The 18,368-nt window shown below is 74.3% G+C and carries 15 protein-coding genes; 8 read left to right on the top strand and 7 right to left on the bottom strand.

Annotated elements, in window-relative coordinates:
- Positions 1-35: 35 nt before the first annotated feature.
- On the bottom strand, positions 36-2,018 hold the full coding sequence (locus BKA00_RS16105) for a bifunctional phosphatase PAP2/O-acyltransferase family protein (RefSeq protein ID WP_185025891.1): 1,983 nt from the start codon (positions 2,016-2,018) through the stop codon (positions 36-38).
- Between the two features lie 204 nt (positions 2,019-2,222).
- Here BKA00_RS16105 and BKA00_RS16110 point away from each other — a divergent pair, with 204 nt between their 5' ends.
- Positions 2,223-2,876: a PadR family transcriptional regulator gene (locus BKA00_RS16110; RefSeq protein WP_185025894.1), complete on the top strand. Its 654-nt coding sequence runs from the start codon at positions 2,223-2,225 to the stop codon at positions 2,874-2,876.
- Positions 2,877-2,878: 2 nt separating this feature from the next.
- Entirely contained in the window at positions 2,879-3,322 is a 444-nt protein-coding gene (locus tag BKA00_RS16115; protein WP_185025896.1) for a DUF1707 SHOCT-like domain-containing protein, read from the top strand.
- Positions 3,323-3,377: 55 nt separating this feature from the next.
- On the opposite strand, the gene BKA00_RS16120 is transcribed toward BKA00_RS16115, so the two are convergent.
- From BKA00_RS16120 to edd, 4 genes are all read right to left on the bottom strand, one after another.
- Positions 3,378-3,767 (bottom strand): PPOX class F420-dependent oxidoreductase, encoded by a 390-nt coding sequence (locus tag BKA00_RS16120; RefSeq protein WP_185025898.1) that lies wholly within the window; start codon positions 3,765-3,767, stop codon positions 3,378-3,380.
- Positions 3,768-3,819: 52 nt separating this feature from the next.
- Positions 3,820-4,446, bottom strand: coding sequence for a bifunctional 4-hydroxy-2-oxoglutarate aldolase/2-dehydro-3-deoxy-phosphogluconate aldolase (gene eda / locus BKA00_RS16125; RefSeq protein WP_185025899.1), 627 nt, complete (start codon positions 4,444-4,446; stop codon positions 3,820-3,822).
- On the bottom strand, positions 4,443-5,411 hold the full coding sequence (glk, locus tag BKA00_RS16130) for a glucokinase (RefSeq protein WP_185025901.1): 969 nt from the start codon (positions 5,409-5,411) through the stop codon (positions 4,443-4,445). The genes eda and glk overlap by 4 nt, the downstream gene beginning before the upstream one ends.
- Before the next feature lie 149 nt (positions 5,412-5,560).
- Positions 5,561-7,375 carry a phosphogluconate dehydratase gene (gene edd, locus BKA00_RS16135; RefSeq protein WP_185025903.1) on the bottom strand — a complete coding sequence of 605 codons (1,815 nt, stop codon included), beginning with the start codon at positions 7,373-7,375 and terminating at the stop codon, positions 5,561-5,563.
- A 149-nt stretch (positions 7,376-7,524) separates the two neighbouring features.
- Between edd and BKA00_RS16140 the strand changes: the two genes are divergently transcribed.
- The 6 genes from BKA00_RS16140 (at position 7,525) to BKA00_RS16165 (ending at position 17,605) form a co-directional block, all read left to right on the top strand.
- On the top strand, positions 7,525-8,652 hold the full coding sequence (locus tag BKA00_RS16140) for an ROK family transcriptional regulator (protein ID WP_185025905.1): 1,128 nt from the start codon (positions 7,525-7,527) through the stop codon (positions 8,650-8,652).
- 484 nt (positions 8,653-9,136) lie between these two features.
- Positions 9,137-11,977, top strand: coding sequence for a class IV lanthionine synthetase LanL (lanL, locus tag BKA00_RS16145; RefSeq protein ID WP_221493176.1), 2,841 nt, complete (start codon positions 9,137-9,139; stop codon positions 11,975-11,977).
- Positions 11,974-13,854 carry an alpha/beta hydrolase family protein gene (locus BKA00_RS16150; protein ID WP_185025909.1) on the top strand — a complete coding sequence of 627 codons (1,881 nt, stop codon included), beginning with the start codon at positions 11,974-11,976 and terminating at the stop codon, positions 13,852-13,854. The genes lanL and BKA00_RS16150 overlap by 4 nt, the downstream gene beginning before the upstream one ends.
- A gap of 5 nt (positions 13,855-13,859) precedes the next feature.
- Positions 13,860-14,015 carry a VenA family class IV lanthipeptide gene (locus tag BKA00_RS16155; protein WP_179278939.1) on the top strand — a complete coding sequence of 52 codons (156 nt, stop codon included), beginning with the start codon at positions 13,860-13,862 and terminating at the stop codon, positions 14,013-14,015.
- A 147-nt stretch (positions 14,016-14,162) separates the two neighbouring features.
- Positions 14,163-15,899 (top strand): ABC transporter ATP-binding protein, encoded by a 1,737-nt coding sequence (locus tag BKA00_RS16160; RefSeq protein WP_185025911.1) that lies wholly within the window; start codon positions 14,163-14,165, stop codon positions 15,897-15,899.
- Positions 15,896-17,605: an ATP-binding cassette domain-containing protein gene (locus tag BKA00_RS16165; protein WP_185025913.1), complete on the top strand. Its 1,710-nt coding sequence runs from the start codon at positions 15,896-15,898 to the stop codon at positions 17,603-17,605. Before BKA00_RS16160 ends, BKA00_RS16165 begins: the two co-directional genes overlap by 4 nt.
- Positions 17,606-17,615: 10 nt before the next feature.
- Here BKA00_RS16165 and BKA00_RS16170 read toward each other — a convergent pair whose 3' ends face one another.
- Positions 17,616-17,804, bottom strand: a complete 189-nt coding sequence (locus BKA00_RS16170) for a DUF397 domain-containing protein (protein ID WP_185025915.1) — start codon at positions 17,802-17,804, stop codon at positions 17,616-17,618.
- Positions 17,801-18,364, bottom strand: a complete 564-nt coding sequence (locus BKA00_RS16175) for a DUF5753 domain-containing protein (RefSeq protein ID WP_185025917.1) — start codon at positions 18,362-18,364, stop codon at positions 17,801-17,803. The genes BKA00_RS16170 and BKA00_RS16175 overlap by 4 nt, the downstream gene beginning before the upstream one ends.
- Between the last annotated feature and the right edge of the window lie 4 nt (positions 18,365-18,368).

An 18,368-nucleotide genomic window follows, 5' to 3' on the forward strand; every position in this document is an offset into this window, starting at 1 on the left:
GGGCGTCCGAGCCCGTCCCAGCACGGGGCGTCCGGTCACACCGGGTCTTTCCGCAGCTCCTCGAAGACGTCGCGGACGGCGTCCATCAGCGCGTCGGCGTCGTCCGCCAGACCGGGGTCGACGGAGAGGCCGAAGCACAGGTCGCGGTGGACGCCCAGCCCGGCGATCGCGAGGGGCGTGCCGGGGGCGAGCGGGACGATCGGGTAGACGGCGGTGAGCGGGGCGCCGCACAGCCGCAGGAGCCGGTCGGGCCCCGGAAGGCTCGACACGGTGCCCTGGAGGAACCGGCCGCTGTAGGACATGCGCGCGAAGCGGGCGTGCAGCGGGGGCGGCATCAGCCGTCCGGCCTGCCACATCACGAACCACGCCGCCTGCGCCCGCGTCCCGGACCGCAGCACCCGGCTGCGCCTGGCGATCAGTGCGAGCCGGTCGGGCTCGGCCATCTTCCCGATCGGCAGGTCGACCATCACCGCGGTGGTGTGGTTGCCCACCATCGCGCTGCCCGGCGGCCGCATCATCAGCGGGACCGCGACGCGACACGTGCCGGGCCGGCCGTCCTCCTCGCTGACGCTCCGGTTCAGGGCCCCCGCGACCGCGCACAGCACGACGTCGGTGACGCGGGCGCCGTGGCGGCGCGCCACGTCCCGGACCGTGCCGAGCGGGAGGACCATGGTGCCGAACCGGCGCTCGCACGTCCCGGAGGCGGGCAGCGGCTCCGGCCTGCCGACGGCGGTGGCGAGCTGCCCGAGCCCGACCACGGTGGCCACCGCCTTGCGCAGCGGCGCCCGGGGAGGCCCGGCGACCGGCTCGGGCGGCGGCTCCATCAGGTAGACGGCCTGCGCCACGATGCCGACGCCGTCGGCGACCACGTGGTGCATCATGTAGACGACCGCCGTACGGCCGGGCTCGGCGCCCGTCAGCACGACCATCCGCCAGGGCGGCCGGTCCAGCGGCAGGGCCTCGGACTGGAGCCTGGCCACCTCGGCGCGCAGCCCGGCCATCCCCTCGACCCGCTTCTCGGTGACGTGCCACTCCCAGTCGACCCGGTCGAGGTCGCGCCAGACGGGGCGGCGCCAGCGGCCCCGGTGGACGAGCCGCTGCCGGAAACGGGGCAGCCCGTCGAGGCGCTCCTCGATCACCCGGACCAGGTCGGCGCGGCCGACGTCCCCCCGCGAGGTGTCGAGCATGATGACGCCGCCGGGATGCTGCGGCGCCTCGGGCGTCTCGACCGCGAGGAAGAACGCGTCCGGCCCCTGGACGCGCGGCGCGGACGGCTTCGCGAAGCGCTCGGCGAGGTAGACCGGCACGACGACGAACGGCACGGCGGCCAGGGCGTCGAGAAGGTAGTGGTTCGCGGTCGCCAGGATGACGTAGAGGGTGACCAGGATGTGCACGGTGTTCAGCCCCTGCACCCAGCGCTTGGCCTTCACGCGCGCGAGTTCGACGCCGACCCACAGCGTCCAGGCCATGTGCAGGGACGGGACGGCGGCGAACTCGTCGGCGTGCTTCACCAGCGGGGACCCCCAGGACCCCCATGTGCGGCCGTTGGTGACGGTGTCGACGAAGCCGAGGTCGGCGGGCATCAGCCGGGGCGGCATGACGGGGTACAGCGCGAAGCACGCCAGGCCGGCCAGGTTGAGCATGACGAAGGCGTTGCGGGCCGTGCGGTAGCGCTCGGGGTGGCGCAGGAACAGCCAGACCAGCAGGGCGAGCGCGCTGGCGACATAGGTGATGGCGTACTCGTAGTTGGCCAGGACCCGCAGGACGGGCTGGTTCGCCAGCCAGCCGTTGAGGACGGGCTCCACGTCGAGGTGCAGGGCGCGCTCCAGCGCGTACAGCGACTCCCCGTGCCCGCGGGCCGCCGCCTCCCTCGCCTGCTCGGGCAGCATCGTCACCACGGAGTAGAGCGCGAACAGCGCCAGGCCGAGCAAGAGCTCGTTCCTGGCGCGGAGCCTCGTGCCCGTGGCGCCCGGGGTGAAGACCGTGTCCTGCGCGGCGACCGCTTCTTGTGTGCCCATCGTCCCCCTCGCCCACGGTGGTACCCACGGACGCGCGCGATCAGACGGCCTTGACCGCATTCGGAGACTATGCCCGGTTTGTCGCCTCGCCCGGCTCGCGGAGGGATCCGGAATCGGGAACCATCTGGCCGAACCGTACGTCTTCGATATATCGTTGTCGTATCGCGAGAGGTCATAGAGAGCTCTCAGAAGGTGGTGCAGAACATGGGGCACACGCACGGCCGCGGACCCTGGGCCCGCGGCGACTTCCCGAACTTCGGCGCCCTGTTCGGCGGCGGGCCGGGGCCCTGGGGCCCGCCCGGCGGATTCGGCCACGGACCCGGTCCGCGGCCGCCGTGGGCGCGGGGGCGCGGCGGTCCGTGGGGCCGGGGCGCCAAGGCCCGCAAGGGCAACGTCAGGGCGGCGATCCTCGTCCTGCTGGCCGAGGAGCCGCGCAACGGCTACCAGATCATCCAGGAGATCAACGAGCGCAGCGACGGGGCCTGGAAGCCGAGCCCCGGCGCGGTCTACCCGGCGCTGCAGCAGCTCGCGGACGAGGGGCTGATCGCGGGCGACGAGTCCGGCGGCCGCCGGACCTTCCACCTCACCGGCGAGGGCCGCGCCCACGTGGAGGAGAACGCCGAGCGCCTGGCCGAGCCGTGGGCGGAGATGACGCCCGAGTTCGGCGAGGGCGTCCCGGAGCTGTTCAAGCAGGCCGCGCAGACCGGGGCCGCGGTGATGCAGATCGTCCATTCCGGCTCGCCCGAGCAGGTCGCCCAGGCACGGGACGTCCTGTCGGAGGCCCGCCGCGGCCTGTACCGCATCCTGGCCGACGACCCGGACGGCCCGGGGCCGACGGCCCGCGACACCGAGGAGTGATCATGGTTTCGCACGACGAGATCCGCGTCGGCGACGCCGAGCGCGACGCCGTCATGGTCGCCCTGCACGACCACTTCGCCGAGGGAAGGCTCGACCGGATCGAGCTCGACGAGCGGCTGGAGTCGGTCCTGGCCGCCAGGACGCGCGGTGACCTGCGCGCCCTCGTCCGGGACCTGCCGTCCCCGACCGGGCTGCCCGAGCCCGTGCAGGACCGTCACCGGCAGATGGTCCCTCACCACCGGCACATGGCCCACCGCCACCGGCACGGGCCGGTCTTCCCGGTCTTCCCGCTCCTGTTCGCGGCGTTCCTGGTGCTCGCCTTCACGGCCGGTCCCGGCACCGGGTTCCTCGTCGTCCTGCAGATCGCGCTGGCCGTCTGGGTCGTGCGCGCGGTCCTGCTGGCGTTCGGGATCCGCCGGGCCCGCCGCCACGTCCCCGGCCCCTGATCCGGGGACGGTGAAGGCCGGGCCGCTCACCGCGGGCCCATGCCGCACCGCGCGGTCAGCCCCCGTGGAGGGTGAGCTCGTAGTGCAGCGTCCGGTAGCCCTTCAGCTTGTGCGCCAGCGGCACCGCGAGCCCCTGCAGGAGCGGGTGCTTGCGGGCGAGCATCCGGCGGATCGGCCGCGCCTCCTGCTCGGTGAGCAGGCGGACGCGGCCGCGGGCCTCCGGGCCGGTCACCCGGCCCCGGAAGGTGCTCGGCGCGAGCTCCACCTCCGGGTTGCGCGCCAGCCGCCTGGCCTTGAACGCCTTGTCGTAGGTGCGGAAGTAGACGCGGTCGCCGCGCACGACGACGTTCACGGGCGTCCCGACCGGCGTCCCGTCCCTGCGGTAGCTCGTCAGCAGGACGGTGCGCTGCTTCCTCAGCTTCTCAAGCGTCGATGTGGTGTCCATACCCGGGAGACGGGAGCGCCTTCCCGGGATGTGACATCACCGCGCCCCGGCGTCACCCCGTGCGGAGCGCCGCCGCCTCGGAGGCGAGCTTGCGGACGCGGTCCCAGTCGCCCTCGCGGACGGCGTCCGCGGGGGTGAGCCAGGAACCGCCGACGCAGCCGACGTTGCCGAGCGCGAGGTACTCGGCGGCGTTGCCCAGGCCGATCCCGCCCGTCGGGCAGAACCTGATCTGCGGCAGCGGCCCGCCGAGCGCCTTCAGGTAGGCGGCGCCGCCCGCCGCCTCGGCCGGGAAGAACTTCATCGCCGTGATCCCGCCCTCCAGGAGGGCGATCGCCTCGGAGGCGGTCGCGACGCCCGGCAGGAACGGCAGGCCCGTCGCGACCATCGCCGCCTGGAGGCGGGACGTGCAGCCGGGGCTGACGAGGAACCTCGCCCCGGCGGCCGCCGAGCGCTCGGCGTCCTCGGGGCGCACGACGGTCCCCGCGCCCACCACGGCGTCCGGGACCTCTGCGGCGATCCGCGCGATCGCGGCCAGCGCGGACGGGGTGCGCAGCGTCACCTCGATCACCGGGAGGCCGCCCTCCACCAGGGCGCGGGCCAGCGGGACGGCGGCCTCGGCGTCGTCCAGCACCACCACGGGGATGACGGGCGCGAGGTCGAACAGGTCTTCGGCGATCATGCGGGCTCCAGGTCGGGCAGGCTCTGCGCGAGCCGGGCGGCGGCGCCGACGAGGGCCGGGCCGGGATGGACGATGAGTGAGGTCGGGATGGCGCGCATGTAGTCCTCGACGGGAGGCTTCCCCTCGAAGCGGGCCCGGAACGCGCTGCCCCGCAGCACGTCCGCGATCCGCGGCAGGATCCCGCCGCCGAGATAGACGCCGCCCCGCGCGCCGAGCGTGAGGGCGACGTTGCCCGCGTGCGACCCGAGCAGCGCGCAGAACATCTCCACGGCCTCGCGGCTCAGGGGGTCGTCGCGGTCCTCGCTGATCTGCCGCGGGGTCAGGTCCAGCGCGGGCCGGCCGTCGATCGCGGCGAGGTACCGGCGGATGCGGGCCAGGCCCGCCCCCGACAGCAGGTACTCGGCGGAGGCCGCGCCCTTCTCGGCGCGCAGCAGCCGCGCCACCACCAGCTCGCGGTCGGTCGCGGCCGGGACGTCGACGTGGCCGCCCTCGCCGGGCAGCGGCACGAAGCCCGACGGCGTCCGGACGAGCCCGGCGACGCCGAGGCCCGTGCCGGGCCCGACCACCGCGAGCGGCGCGCCGGGGTCCGCATGGCCGCGCCCGATGGGCACGAGGTCGTCGCCGGCGAGGTGCGGCAGGGCCAGGGCGAGCGCCTCGAAGTCGTTGATGACGTCAAGATGCGCCAGGCCGAGATGGGCCCGCACCGCCTCCGGGTCGCCCTTGGGCCAGCCGGCGTTGGTCAGATGGAACGTGCCATTCATGACGGGGCCCGCCACGGCCAGGCACGCCGCCACCGGGCGCGCGCCGACCGCGTCGAGGTAGGCGGCCGCCGCCTCCGCCAGCCCCGGGTAGTCGCGGGTCGGCAGCGCCCTGACCTCCGACAGCGCGCCGTCCGGGCCGTCGACCAGCGCGAACCGGGCATTGGTCCCGCCCACGTCCGCGACCAGCCACTCAGCGCTTCTCATGTCCTCCGGCAGGGGGACGACCCCCCGCTCCCCCCGTTCCGCTCCGCTCAGTGTCTCCCGAGGGGGGACGACCCCCCACTCCCCCCGTTCCGCTCCGCTCAGTGTCTCCCGAGGGGGGACGACCCCCCGCTCCCCCCGTTCCGCTCCGCTCATGAAGAGAAGACCCCCGCACCCCGTTCGGCCGGGCCCACGACGTGGCGGAACGCCTGGAACAGCTCCCGCCCCGTGCCGAAGGTCTGGTCGGGCGGCCCCTGGGCGGGCTCGCGGGCGGCGAACTCCTCGTCCGGAACGAGCACCTTCAGCACGCCGGCGTCGGCGTCGAGCCGGACCACGTCGCCGTCGCGGACGCGGGCGAGCGGCCCGCCGGCCGCGGCCTCCGGCGACACGTGGATCGCGGCGGGCACCGCCCCGGAGGCGCCCGACATGCGGCCGTCGGTCACCAGCGCGACGCGGTAGCCCCGGTCCTGGAGCACCGACAGCGGCGGGGTGAGCCGGTGCAGCTCCGGCATCCCGTTCGCGCGCGGCCCCTGATTGCGGACGACCGCCACCACGTCCCGGTCCAGCTCCCCGGCGGCGAACGCCTCCTGGAGCGCCTCCTGCGAGTCGAAGACCCGGGCGGGGGCCTCGATCGTCCGGTGCTCCGGCCTGACCGCCGACACCTTGACGACCGCCCGCCCGAGATTGCCGCGCACGGTGTGCAGGCCGCCGTGCGTGTCGAACGGCTCGGCGGCCGGGCGCAGGACGTCGGTGTCGCCGGACACCCCGGGCCCCTCCCGCCACTCGACTTTGCCGCCGACGAGCTCCGGGACGTTCCGGTAGGCCGCGAGGGTGTCGCCGCCGACCGTCCGCGCGTCCTCGTGCAGGAGCCCGGCGTCGATCAGCTCGCCGATGAGGAACGCGGTGCCGCCCGCCGCGTGGAAGTGGTTCACATCGGCGGTCCCGTTCGGGTACAAGCGGGTGAGCAGCGGCGTGACCTTGGACAGCTCGTCGAAGTCGTCCCAGGTCAGCTCGATGCCCGCGGCGGCGGCCATGGCCACCAGGTGCAGCGTGTGGTTGGTCGAGCCGCCCGTCGCGAGCAGCGCGACGACGCCGTTGACGAACGCGCGCTCGTCGAGCAGCTCCCCGATCGGGGTGTAGCCGTCGCCCAGGTCGGTGAGCTTGAGGACGCGCCTGCCCGCGGCCTCGGTGAGGCCGTCGCGCAGCTTCGTGCCCGGCGGGACGAAGCTGGCGCCCGGCAGGTGCAGCCCCATGACCTCCATGAGCAGCTGGTTGGAGTTGGCCGTCCCGTAGAAGGTGCAGGTGCCGGGCGAGTGGTAGGACGCGGCCTCGGCGGCGAGCAGCTGCTCGCGCCCGATCTCCCCGGCCGCGTACCGCTTGCGGACCTTGGCCTTCTCGCCGTTCGGCAGCCCGGAGGCCATCGGCCCGGCGGGCACGAGGATCGCCGGCAGGTGCCCGAACGACAGGGCCCCGATCACCAGCCCCGGCACGATCTTGTCGCACACGCCGAGCAGCAGCGCGCCGTCGAACATGTCGTGCGACAGCGCCACGGCCGTCGCCATCGCCACCACGTCCCGGCTGAACAGCGACAGCTCCATGCCCGCCCGGCCCTGCGTGATGCCGTCGCACATGGCGGGGACGCCCCCGGCGAACTGCGCCGTGCCGCCCCCCGCGCGGATCGCGGACTTCAGGAGGTCGGGGTACTCGTGGAGCGGCTGGTGCGCGGACAGCATGTCGTTGTACGCCGACACGATCGCGATGTTCGGCGTGGCGTCGCCGCGCAGCCACAGCTTGTCCTGGACGCCGCAGGCGGCGAAGCCGTGCGCGAGGTTCGCGCACCCCATCCCGCCGCGCACCGGGCCCTGCGACCGGGCCTCCCCGATCCGCTTCAGGTACGCGCCGCGGGGTCCGGCGCTCCGCTCGACGACGCGCCGGGTCACTGCCGCCAGCACGGGATGCAAAGCCATCAGATGCTCCAAGACCAGGGGGATCGCAGAGACACCAAACTAGCGAGACATCGGTCACCTGTTCAACCGTACTTATGAACTTTGGATGACAAAAGTTTGGATGTTCGTCGAACTGGACGTACGAAAGCCCCGGGTGCTTGACTGGCCGGATGCCCCGCCCCGTCACCCGCCCGGCCACCGGCGGCGACATGCTGCGCCTGATCCGCGAGGACGGCGTGGCCACCCGCGCCGAGCTCGGCCGCATCACCGGGCTGTCCCGGCCCGCCGTGGCGTCCCGCGTCGCGGCCCTGATCCGGCGCGGCCTGGTGGTCGAGCGCGCCGACGGGCCGTCCACGGGCGGGCGCCCCCCGGCCCGGCTGGAGTTCAACGCGGCGGGCGGCGCCGTCCTGCTCGCCAACCTCGGCCAGTCCCGCGGCCAGCTCGCCGTCTGCGACCTCGCCGGGGCGACCCTGGCCCGCGCCGACGGGCCCCCGGCGGAGGTGAGCCCGGGCAAGACGCTCCCGCGGCTGTTCGAGCAGTGGGACTCCCTCCTCGCCGAGTCCGGCGCCGACCCGTCGAGCATCCGCGGCGTCGGGCTCGGAGTCCCCGACGCCGTCGAGCACGTGGCCGGGAGCTGGGACGCGGTGGAGATCGGCGCCCCCATCGCCGAGCGCTTCGGCGTCCCCGCCTACCTCGACAACGAGGTCAACGCCGCCGCCCTCGGCGAGCACCAGGCCCACCCCGGGGTCGGCGACATGCTGTTCGTGAAGGTCTCGACCGGGATCGGCGCGGGCATCATCGCGGGCGGCCGGATCCAGCGCGGCGCCCTCGGCGCGGCCGGGGAGATCGGCCACATCCCCGTGCCCGCCCCCGGCGAGGCCCCGTGCCGCTGCGGCAACGTGAACTGCGTCGAGGCGGTCGCCGGCGGCACCGCCCTGCTGGCCCGCTCCCCCGCCGAGGACCTGCCCGCCCTGGCGGCACTGGCCCGGGCCGGCGACCCCGCGACCGTCGCCCTGCTCCGCGACGCCGGCCGCCGCATCGGCGAGGTCGTCGCCACCGCGGTCAACCTCCTCAACCCCGCGGTCGTCGTCCTCGGCGGCGACCTGGCGGGCGCGGACGAACCCCTGATCGCGGGCGTGCGCGAGATCGTCTACCAGCGCGCCACGGTGCTGGCGACCCGCGACCTGCGCATCGAACCGAGCCGCCTCGGCGAGAGCGCGGGCCTGACCGGCTGCGCCGCCATGGTTCTGGACCGCATCCTGTCCCCCGACGCCGTCGACGCGGCCGCCGGCGCCTGAGAAGCGCGGGCCGTACGGGAAGAACGCCCGCTCTTTCGTGTGCGACGGGGCATTAGCACACCCGGGCGGCGGGCCGCCACCGGATGATGTGGCAGCCATCGGACATGACGCGCACGAAACCGCGCCCTTGACTCAATGGGCAAAGCGATCATGTTTTCCAGTGACGACAAACTCGACATTTCCCCAGATTGCGGAGTGACGAGCGGCGATCATTGTCACTCTCCGCACAGGGACGACGCGTCCATCCCCCGCCAGGTAAGACTTTTCTACCGGCCGCGAATAGATCCGACTAAAGAGATTGACTGGCGTTTCCTGGGGATTCGTGGTTACCGTGTCCTTGCTCAAGGAAAGCAACATCCGATCGTTCTTTGACTTTTGACCCCAAAAGACAAAAACGATCAATATCTCCGCCCGGGAGGCCCGGGTGGTCAGGGGCGGAAAAGGGAGAGGGCTAGCCGGGATGGCGGACTTCCATTTCAGTGTCTTGTCCGGGGCGACCGCCGCGGAGAGCGACGACACCCGCCTGCTCGACGTTCTCGACCGGGCGCTCGGCGCGACGGCCGGCCCGCTCCGCTGGAAGGCGCTGCGCAGCGGGATGTGGGCCCACGTCCGCCCCGAGAACGGCGAGTGTCCCCAGCAGGGATGGAAGCTGCACGTCTCCGCGACGCCGGCCTCGGCCCAGGACGTGCTCGCCCGCGCGCTGCCCGTGCTGCTCGCGGGCCGTTCCACGTTCAAGTTCGCCGCCACCCGCGACCATGTCGCGGCCATGAACGCGCGCAACACCTCGCGCGGCCATTCCGGGAAGTTCATCACCGTCTACCCGGTCGACGACGACGAGGCCGTCCGCCTCGCGGCGGAACTGCACGTGGCGACCGCGGGCCTGCCCGGGCCGCGCATTCTGTCCGACCGCCCCTACGGGCCGGGAAGCCTCGTGCATTACCGCTACGGAGCATTCGTCGAGGTGCGCAGAATCACCAACGACGGATTCTACGCGTGGATGATTCTCGACCCGGACGGCAAACCCGTAGAAGACCGCCGCGGCGCGACGTACACGCCGCCCCCCTGGGCCGTCTGCCCATTCCCTCAGGACGTTCCGCCAGCGGAAGGGCAGAACGAGACAGACGCGGCCGATAGGGCTGAGAGCACTCAAAAGAGCGTCACTCAGAATGGCGCCGGGAACCGGAAAAGCGTCCGGATCGGGTCGCGGTTCAGCGTCCACGAGGCGATCCGCCACACCAACAAGGGCGGCGTGTACCGGGCGACGGACACCGAGACCGGCGAGGCGATCGTCATCAAGGAGGGCCGCCCGCACGTCGACGTCGACGCGAAGGGGCGCGACACCCGCGACCGGCTGCGGACGGAGGCCCGCGTGCTGGAGGCGGTCGAGACCCTGGGCATCGCCCCGCGCCCGGTGGCGCTCTTCGCCCAGGCCGGCCACCTCTTCCTGGCGGAGGAGATGATCCCGGGCACCTCCCTGCGGCAGTGGATCGCGGACGTGATCGGCGACGCCGGGTGGGGCCCGCACGTGCCCCCCGTCCTGGAGATGGGCGGACGCCTGGCCGATCTGATGGCGAAGGCGCACGAGGCCGGGCTCATCGTGCGCGACTTCAACCCGAGCAACATCATGGTGCGCCCGGACGGCACCCCCGTGATGATCGACCTGGAGCTGGCCCTCACCGCCGACGACACCGAGCGGGAGGGGATGCGGGTGGGCACCCCCGGCTACAGCGCGCCGGAGCAGATGTCCGGCGCCGCACCGGACCGGACAGCGGACTACTTCGCCCTCGGCGCGACGCTGTGCCACGTCCTCACCGGCGGGCCGCCCTACCTCCTGGACGAGAGCACCGCGGCCAGGCCGCTGAGCGAGCGCCTGGCGGAATGGCTGGCCGCCCGCACCCTGGACCTCGACCTGCCCGGTTCGCTGGCGCCGCTGCTGCTCGGCCTGATGGCCGACGAGCCCGGCCACCGCTGGACCCCGCACCGGGCACGGGAGGCGCTGGCACGGATGAGCCCGGCCGCCGCGGCGGGGAACCGCGAGACGGGGGACGGTGCGGTGGAGCGGGAGGGAGGCGCGTCGCGGGCCGCCCGCACCCCGTCCCTGGAGCGGCAGTGCCGGCTGTCCGTCGCCGGGATCGTCGACCAGCTGATCGCCACGATGGACCCGGAGTCGGCCGAGACGCTCTGGCCCGCCTCGTGCGTCCACGGCGCTCCCGACCCCTGCAGCCTTCAGCACGGCGCCGCGGGGACCCTCGGCGCCCTGACCCGGTGTTTCGAGGTCGAGGCCGAGCCGCGCCTGGCCCCGGCCATCGCCGAAGCGGGGCACTGGATCCTGCGGCGGCTCGACCGGGACGGCGACCGTCCCCCCGGGCTGTACTTCGGCACTGCGGGCGCCGCGTGGGCGGTGCTCGACGCCGGCCTGGCCCTGGACGACGCCGGCCTGGTGGAGGGCGCGCTCGCCGTCGCCGACCGGCTTCCGGAGGCGGTCCCCAGCCCGGACGTGACGCACGGGACGGCGGGCCTCGGGTTCGCGGCCCTGCACCTGTGGTCCCGCACCGGGCAGGGGCGGTTCGCCGAGCGGGCCCTCTCCGCCGCCGACGCCCTCGCCGAGGCCGCCGAGGAGCGGGAGGGCGGGCTCGACTGGAGCACGCCCGCCGCGATCGAATCCAAGCTCGCCGGTGCGCGCTACTACGGGTTCGCGCACGGCATATCGGGGGTCGGATCCTTCCTGCTCGCCTGCGCCGGGTCGGTCGGCGGCGACGCCCACCGGGCGCTCGCCGCCCGGGTCGGGGAGACGCTGCTCGACACCATGATCGACACCGGGCGTTCGGCGATGTGGGCGGCCAGCTCCGGGGACATCGCCACCGCGCCGTACTGGTGCCACGGCTCGGCCGGCATCGGCGGCTTCCTGGGCCGCCTCGGCCAGGCCACCGGCGACGGGCGCTTCCGGCGGGCCGCCGAGATGTCCGCCCGCGCGGTCATGGACAACCGCTGGCGCGCGATCCTGGGGCAGTGCCACGGCCTGGCCGGCAACGGCGACTTCCTTCTCGACATGGCCGCGCTCACCGGCACCGAGCGGTACCGGGACGACGCGTGGCGGCTGGCCCAGATCATCCTGGCCAACCGGGCGCATCGCGACGGGCCGGTGGTGTTCCCCGACGAGCAGGGCGGCGTCTCGACCTCGTGGGGAGACGGCCTGGGCGGCCTCCTCGGCTTCCTGGTGCGCCTCCAGCACGGCACGCCGCGGCAGTGGACTGCCGACGAGGCCACCGCGCTCGCCGCCGGGGGCACCGGCGCCGAACCGTCGATCGCCGGGCGGGCGTCATGACAGAGACCCTTCCGGACCTCCCGCCGATGCCGAGCCGGTTCGGCTTCGCCTTCTCCGCCGACGGCCGCTGGGCCACCTGCCTGCGGTCGGAGCAGGACCGCGTCGTCCTGGAGCGCTGGGACCTGACCTGGCCGCGACCGTCCCTGCGGACGCTGGACGGCGCCGCCCTCCCGGACGCGACCGGCGACCTGACCATCGACCGCCGCAGCGGGGCGCTGCCGCTGAACGACGGCCGCGTCCTGGTCGTGCGGCCCGCTGTCGGCGAGCACGGGGAGCCCGCGGGCCACGGAATCCTCGCCGCCGCCGAGCCGGCCCCCACCGGGCTGAGGGTCATCCGGTCGTGGCCGGTGCCGCGCATGCTCGCCGGGTTCCTGCTGGCCGCCCCGGGGCAGGCGCAGACGGCGGTGCTCGTGGTCGTCGAGAACGAACGGCACTCGCGGATCTGGCGGGTCTCGCCCTCGTCCCCCGTCCTGGAGCCGGTGATGCGAATCCCCGGCGTGCTGTCGGGAGGCGTCTGGGCCGACGAGGGCCGCACCCTGGCCCTCGACCACGACGGCGCCGGGCACCGGACGGAGGGCATCCTGGTCGATCTGCGCGAGCGCGGCTGGCGGCCCTTCTGGTCGGTCTCCGACACCACCAGCGACCGGATCGCGGCCTACAGCCCCCGCTCGGGCGTCCTCGCGGTGACCACCACCGCGCCGGGCGCGCAGCAGCGGGGCGCGCCGCAGATCGGGCTCCGCCTCCCCGGCGGCGGCCCCGTCCGGTTCCCGGAGACCCTCAACCGGTCGGCCGCTCACCGGACTCCGCTGGCCTTCGACGCCGCGGGCGAGAACCTGCTCGTCCGCGAGATCGCCGGCGCCACCGCGCGCCTTGCCGTCTACGCCACCGGGAACGACCGGATCACACCCCTCCCGGGCCCGCCCGGCATGCTCTGGCCGCCCGCCCACTGGGCCGGGGACGGCCGGATCCACGTCCGCTTCTCGGCCCCGCACCAGCCGCCGACGCTCGCCACGGTCCGGGGTCCCGCACGCTCCGACTGGGACATGGCCGCGCACCCCTCCGACGGCGCGGCGGCCTGGCGGCACGCCGAGCTCGTCGAGCTCTCCGGTCCGGCGGGGCCCGTCGAGGCGATCGTCTACGGCGGTCCCGGCTGGCGCGACCGGACCCGGCTGGTGCTGGCCCTGCACGGCGGCCCCCTGTCGGCGTGGCTCTACGAGTTCGAGCCGCTCTTCCAGTACCTGGCCGCCGCGGGCGTCTCGGTCGTGGCCCCCAACTACCGGGGCAGCACCGGTTACGGCGACGAGCACCTGCGTCCCGTCCTCGGCGACTGGGGCGGCCCCGACCTGGAGGACGTCGTCCACCTCGGGCACGCGGTCGCGCACGGCCGCGACACCGCACTGCCGCGCCCCGTCGTGCTCGGCGCCAGCTACGGCGGGTTCCTCGCACTGCTCGCGGCCTGCCGCGCCCCGGAGCTGTGGTCGGGATGCGCCGCACTCGCGCCCTTCACCTCGGCGTCCGGCCTGTACCGCACCGCCACCGGAGCCGTCAGGGACCGCGTGTCGCAGCTCAACCTCTCCCGCGTCCCCGGCGAGCAGGACGCGCGACGCGACGTGCTGCGGGCGTGCGAGGCGCTGACGGCGCCGCTGCTGGTGGCGCACGGCGTCCGGGACGAGGCCGTCCCGGTCGAGCAGTCCAGGGCGCTGCGCCGGCGCCTCCTCGAACTCGGCAGGACCGAAGGAGTCGACTTCGACTACCTGGAGACCGCCGACGACCACAACGGGGTCGTCCAGGCATGGTCCCCGGTCCTCCGGCAAGCGGTGGTCCGCTTCTGCCTCACGGCGGGGCGGACCTTGGCCCTCGACAACGAAAGGAGGTGAAACGCATGAACACGTTCGACGGTGACCTCGTGGCCGCTCTGCAGGAGCTGCCCGAGACCGACCCCGTGGAGATCGACGGCATCCAGCTCGGCGGTACCTGCAACTGCGTCGGTCTGCTCACGCTGCTGAACACCGTGTGCATCGGCATCTCCTGCGCCTGATGCCGCGCATCCCATGCGGTACCCGGGACCCCTGAGAAGAACCCCGGCCCGCGAACCCCGGTCACGGACCGGCCATGAGCCGGTCCGTGACCGGACCCACTTGCGAGTGTAGAAGACTTCCCCCGACCGTGAACGGAGTCGTGGCGCGTGGCCCTCACCGGCACCTCGGGCGACTCCGCGGCGCTGCGCGCCGACGGCCGGCGGCTGCTGCGCGGCGCCATGGCCCGGTTCCGGCCGTCCATGGGCGTGCTCGTCCTGCTCACGGCCGTCCGCGTCGCCGCGACGCTGGCGACGCCGGTCATGCTGGCCCGGGCGGTCGACGCGGCCCGCGCCCAGCAGGACGCCGGCGCCGCCGCCGCGTGGCTGGCGCTCGTCCTGGCCGCGGCGGCCGCCGCCACCACGGGCGAGGACGTGCTCGGCTCCTACTGCGGCAGCGGCATCACCGCCTGGCTCCGGCACCGGCTGCTCGGGCACGTGCTGGCCCTCGGGCCGGAGGGGCGGCGCCGCTTCCCCGCGGGGGACGTGCTGTCGCGGCTCACCGAGTCCGCGTCGGGACCGGCGGCGTTCCCCGTCCTGCTGCTGTCGGCCGCCGCCACGCTCGCCACCACCGTCGGCGCGCTCGCCGGCCTGGCGCTGATCGACTGGTGGCTCGCCGCCGCGTTCGCGGCCGGGGTGCCGCCGCTGCTGGTCGCCTTGCGGGTGTTCGTCGTCCGGGCCACCGACCCGTTCGCCCGCTACCAGGCGTGCCAGGCGGCCATCGCGACGCGGCTGCTCGACGCCCGGCAGGGCATCCGGACGATCCGGGCGAGCGGCACCGCCGCCGCCGAGGTGCGGCGCATCCTCGCGCCGCTTCCCGGCCTCGGCCGGGCGGGCCGGGAGACGTGGGCCGTGCAGGGCCGGGTCAGCCGGCGGCTCGCGCTGCTGGCCCCCCTCACCCAGGTCCTGGTCGTCGGCGTCGCGGGCGTCCGCCTGGCCGCCGGCGAGATCACCACCGGCCAGCTCGTGGGCGCCCTCTCCTACGCCGCCATGGCCGCCGCTTCGGCGTCGGTGTTCGACACCGTCGTCGCGCTCCTCAACTGCCAGGTCGGCGCCGGGCGGATCGACGAGATCCTGTCGGCCGTCCCGGCGGTGCGGCCCCCCGCGCGTCCGGTGCGGCTGCCGGACGGGCCCGGCGAGCTGCGGCTGCGCGGCGTCACCGTCCGGCTCGGCGGCCGCGCCGTCCTCGACCGCCTCGACCTCGACGTCCCGCCCGGGACGACCGTCGCGGTCGTCGGCACGTCCGGGACGGGGAAGAGCGTGCTGATGTCGACCGTCGGGCGGCTCCTCGACCCGGACGAGGGGGTCGTCGAACTCGACGGCGTCCCCGTCACCGCCGTCCCCCTCGCGGAGCTGCGCCGCGCCATCGCCTACGCCTTCGAACGCCCCGCGCTGCTCGGCGCGACAGTGCGCGAGACGATCGCCTACGCCCGCCCCGGCGCGACGCGCGCCGAGGTGCACCGCGCCGCCCGCGACGCCGTCGCCGACGCCTTCATCCGGGCCCTGCCGAGCGGCTACGACACCCCGCTCGACCGCGCCCCGCTGTCCGGCGGCGAGCTGCAGCGGCTCGGCCTGGCCCGCGCCGCCCTCGCCGACGCCCGGATCGTCCTCCTCGACGACGCCACCAGCAGCCTCGACACCGCCACGGAGATGAAGGTGACCCAGGCGCTCCGGCAGATCCTGGTCGGACGGACCAGCCTGGTGGTGGCGCGCCGCCCGGCCACGGCCGCCCGCGCCGACCTCGTCGCCTGGCTGGACGCCGGACGCGTCCGGGCACTCGCCCCCCACGCGGAACTGTGGGCCGACCCCGCCTACCGCGCGGTGTTCTCCACCCGGGCGGCCTCATGACGGCTCCGCCCGCCGCGCGCCTGCTGCACCGCCACCTGCGCGGCCAGTGGCCCGCGATGCGCCGCCTCTCCGCCTGGTCGGTCGTGGAGTCCCTGCCGATGTTCGCGTCCGGCCTGCTCCTGGCCCGCGCGGTCGACCACGGGTTCCTCGCCGGCCGCACCATGACCGGCCTCGGCTGGCTCGCCGTCCTCGCCGCCCTGTACGCCGTCGGCGCGGTCGCGACCGGGCGGGTCTACCCGTGGCTGGCCGCGACCGTCGAGCCGCTGCGCGACTCGCTGGTCACCGAGGTCGTCGCCGCCGCGCTCCGCCGGATGGCCGACCAGGCCCCGGACGCCGCGGGCGCGAGCGTCTCCCAGGTCACCGAGCAGGCGGAGGCCGTCCGGGCCCTGGTGGGGACCGCGCTGCGCAACGTCCGCCAGCTGGTCTCCGCGGGCGCCGCCGCGCTCGTGGGCCTGGCCCTGCTGTCCCCCTTGCTGGCCCTCGTCATCTGCCTTTCGGTGGCGCTCGCCCTGGGGGTGTACGCGGCGTTCGTGAGCCTCCAGATCCGCCGCTACCGGGCCGTCATCCGGCAGGCCGAGCGCATCGGGGAGGTCGCCGCCACCGTCGTGCACGGCGTCCGGGACGTCGCCGCCTGCGCCGCCGAGGACCGCGCCGCCGCCGCGGTGGGCGAGGTCGTGGACACGCAGGCGGAGGCCCTGCGCGCCTACGCGCGCACCCGCTGGGTCCGCCTGCCCGTCCTGGCCCTCGGGGTGCACCTGCCCCTGCTCGCCCTGCTCGTGCTGTCGCCCTACCTGACCGCGCACCACGGGCTCACCGCCGGGCAGATCGCAGGCGGCGCGGGCTACCTGGTGACCGGCCTCCAGCCGGGCATCACCGTCCTGGTCGACGCGGGCGGCACGCTCCTGCTCAGCCTCGCGGTGGTCCTGGGCCGCCTCGCCGAGGTCTGCGCCGTCCCGGAGGAGCCGCCGCCCGGCACGGCGACGGCCGAGTCGTCCGGCATCGAGGCCGAGCACGTCACCTTCGCCTACTCCCCGCGCGCCGCCCCCGTCATCGAGGACCTGTCGCTCCACGTCCCCGAGGGCACGCACCTGGCCGTCGTCGGCCCCAGCGGCACCGGGAAGTCCACCCTCGCGAACCTGCTCGCCGGCCTCCTGGAACCCCGGAAAGGCAAGATCACACTCGGCAAGGTGCCCCTCCCCCACCTGGACCCCGCCCACCTGCGCTCATCGATCGCGCTGATCCCTCAGGAGAGCTACGTCTTCGCGGGCACCCTCCGCGACAACCTGACCTACCTCAACCCCGAGGCCGCCGCCCCCGCCCTGGAGGAGGCCGCGGCCGCCGTCGGGCTCTCGGAACTCGTCGACCGCCTCGGCGGCTACGAGTCCGACATCCCGCCCGGCGGCGGCGACCTCTCCCAGGGCGAACGCCAGCTCATCACCCTGGCCCGCGCCTACCTGTCCCCGGCCAGAGTCATCGTCCTGGACGAGGCCACCAGCCACCTGGACCCCGCGACCGAGGCCCGCGCCGAAGAGGCCCTCGCGACCCGCGGCGGCACCCTGATCGTCATAGCCCACCGCATGACCTCGGCCGAGCGAGCCCACCAGGTCCTCCTACTGGACGGCCCCGTCCCCCTGCTGGGAACCCACGAGACCCTCCAGACCCGCAGCCGAACCTACGCGGATCTAGTCGGCCACTGGCACACCTGACCGGCCGCCCTTAAAGATCCAGGTCCCCGCGCCGAATCCGCGCCAGCAGACCACCGAAGGCTTGGGAGCTGAGGTCGAGATGTGGGCCGTCCGGGTCCCTGGAATCCCGCACGCCGACGCTGTGACCCAATCTCGCCAGCTCGACGCAGGCTTCATCGTTGACGCCGCCGCTGTGCGAACTCTTCCGCCACTTCGTCAAGTCAGATCCTTCAGCTTCTGCTCTATCAGGGACCTCGAAGCGGACCGAGACAGTGCCTCGGCGCCGATCTCATCGAACCGTACCCCGAGGGTGCGGACCTCGTCACCGGCCTCGATCAGCCGCCCGCCGATCTGCGCGCCCGCGTATGCGATATCCCTGGAGCCGACGGTGAGGATCTGGAACGGGCCGTCTAACCCCGGATGGGCCCCGGCGGACAACGGCACGATGCGGATGGTGATGTTGGGCAGCTCCCCCAGTTCCAGCAATCGACGGAACTGGTCGCACATGACATCGACGCTGCCGACGCGACGGCAGAGCACCGTCTCGTCGGCCAAGATCCACACTCGTGGCGGCCTGGCCCTGTTGAGGATCTCCTGCCGCTTGAGCCGGACCTCCAAGGCGCCCTCGATGTTCTCCGCCCCCGCTCCGGCCAACAGCAGAGAACGCGCGTACTCGTAGGTCTGCACCGGCACCGGAAGCGATTGGCCGTGATAAACCTTGATCACATCAGCGGCTGATTCATACTGTATGTACTGCTTGGTCGGGTAGCGGGGACGCATTACT

The sequence above is a fragment of the Actinomadura coerulea genome, assembly GCF_014208105.1.
Lineage (GTDB): Bacteria > Actinomycetota > Actinomycetes > Streptosporangiales > Streptosporangiaceae > Spirillospora > Spirillospora coerulea.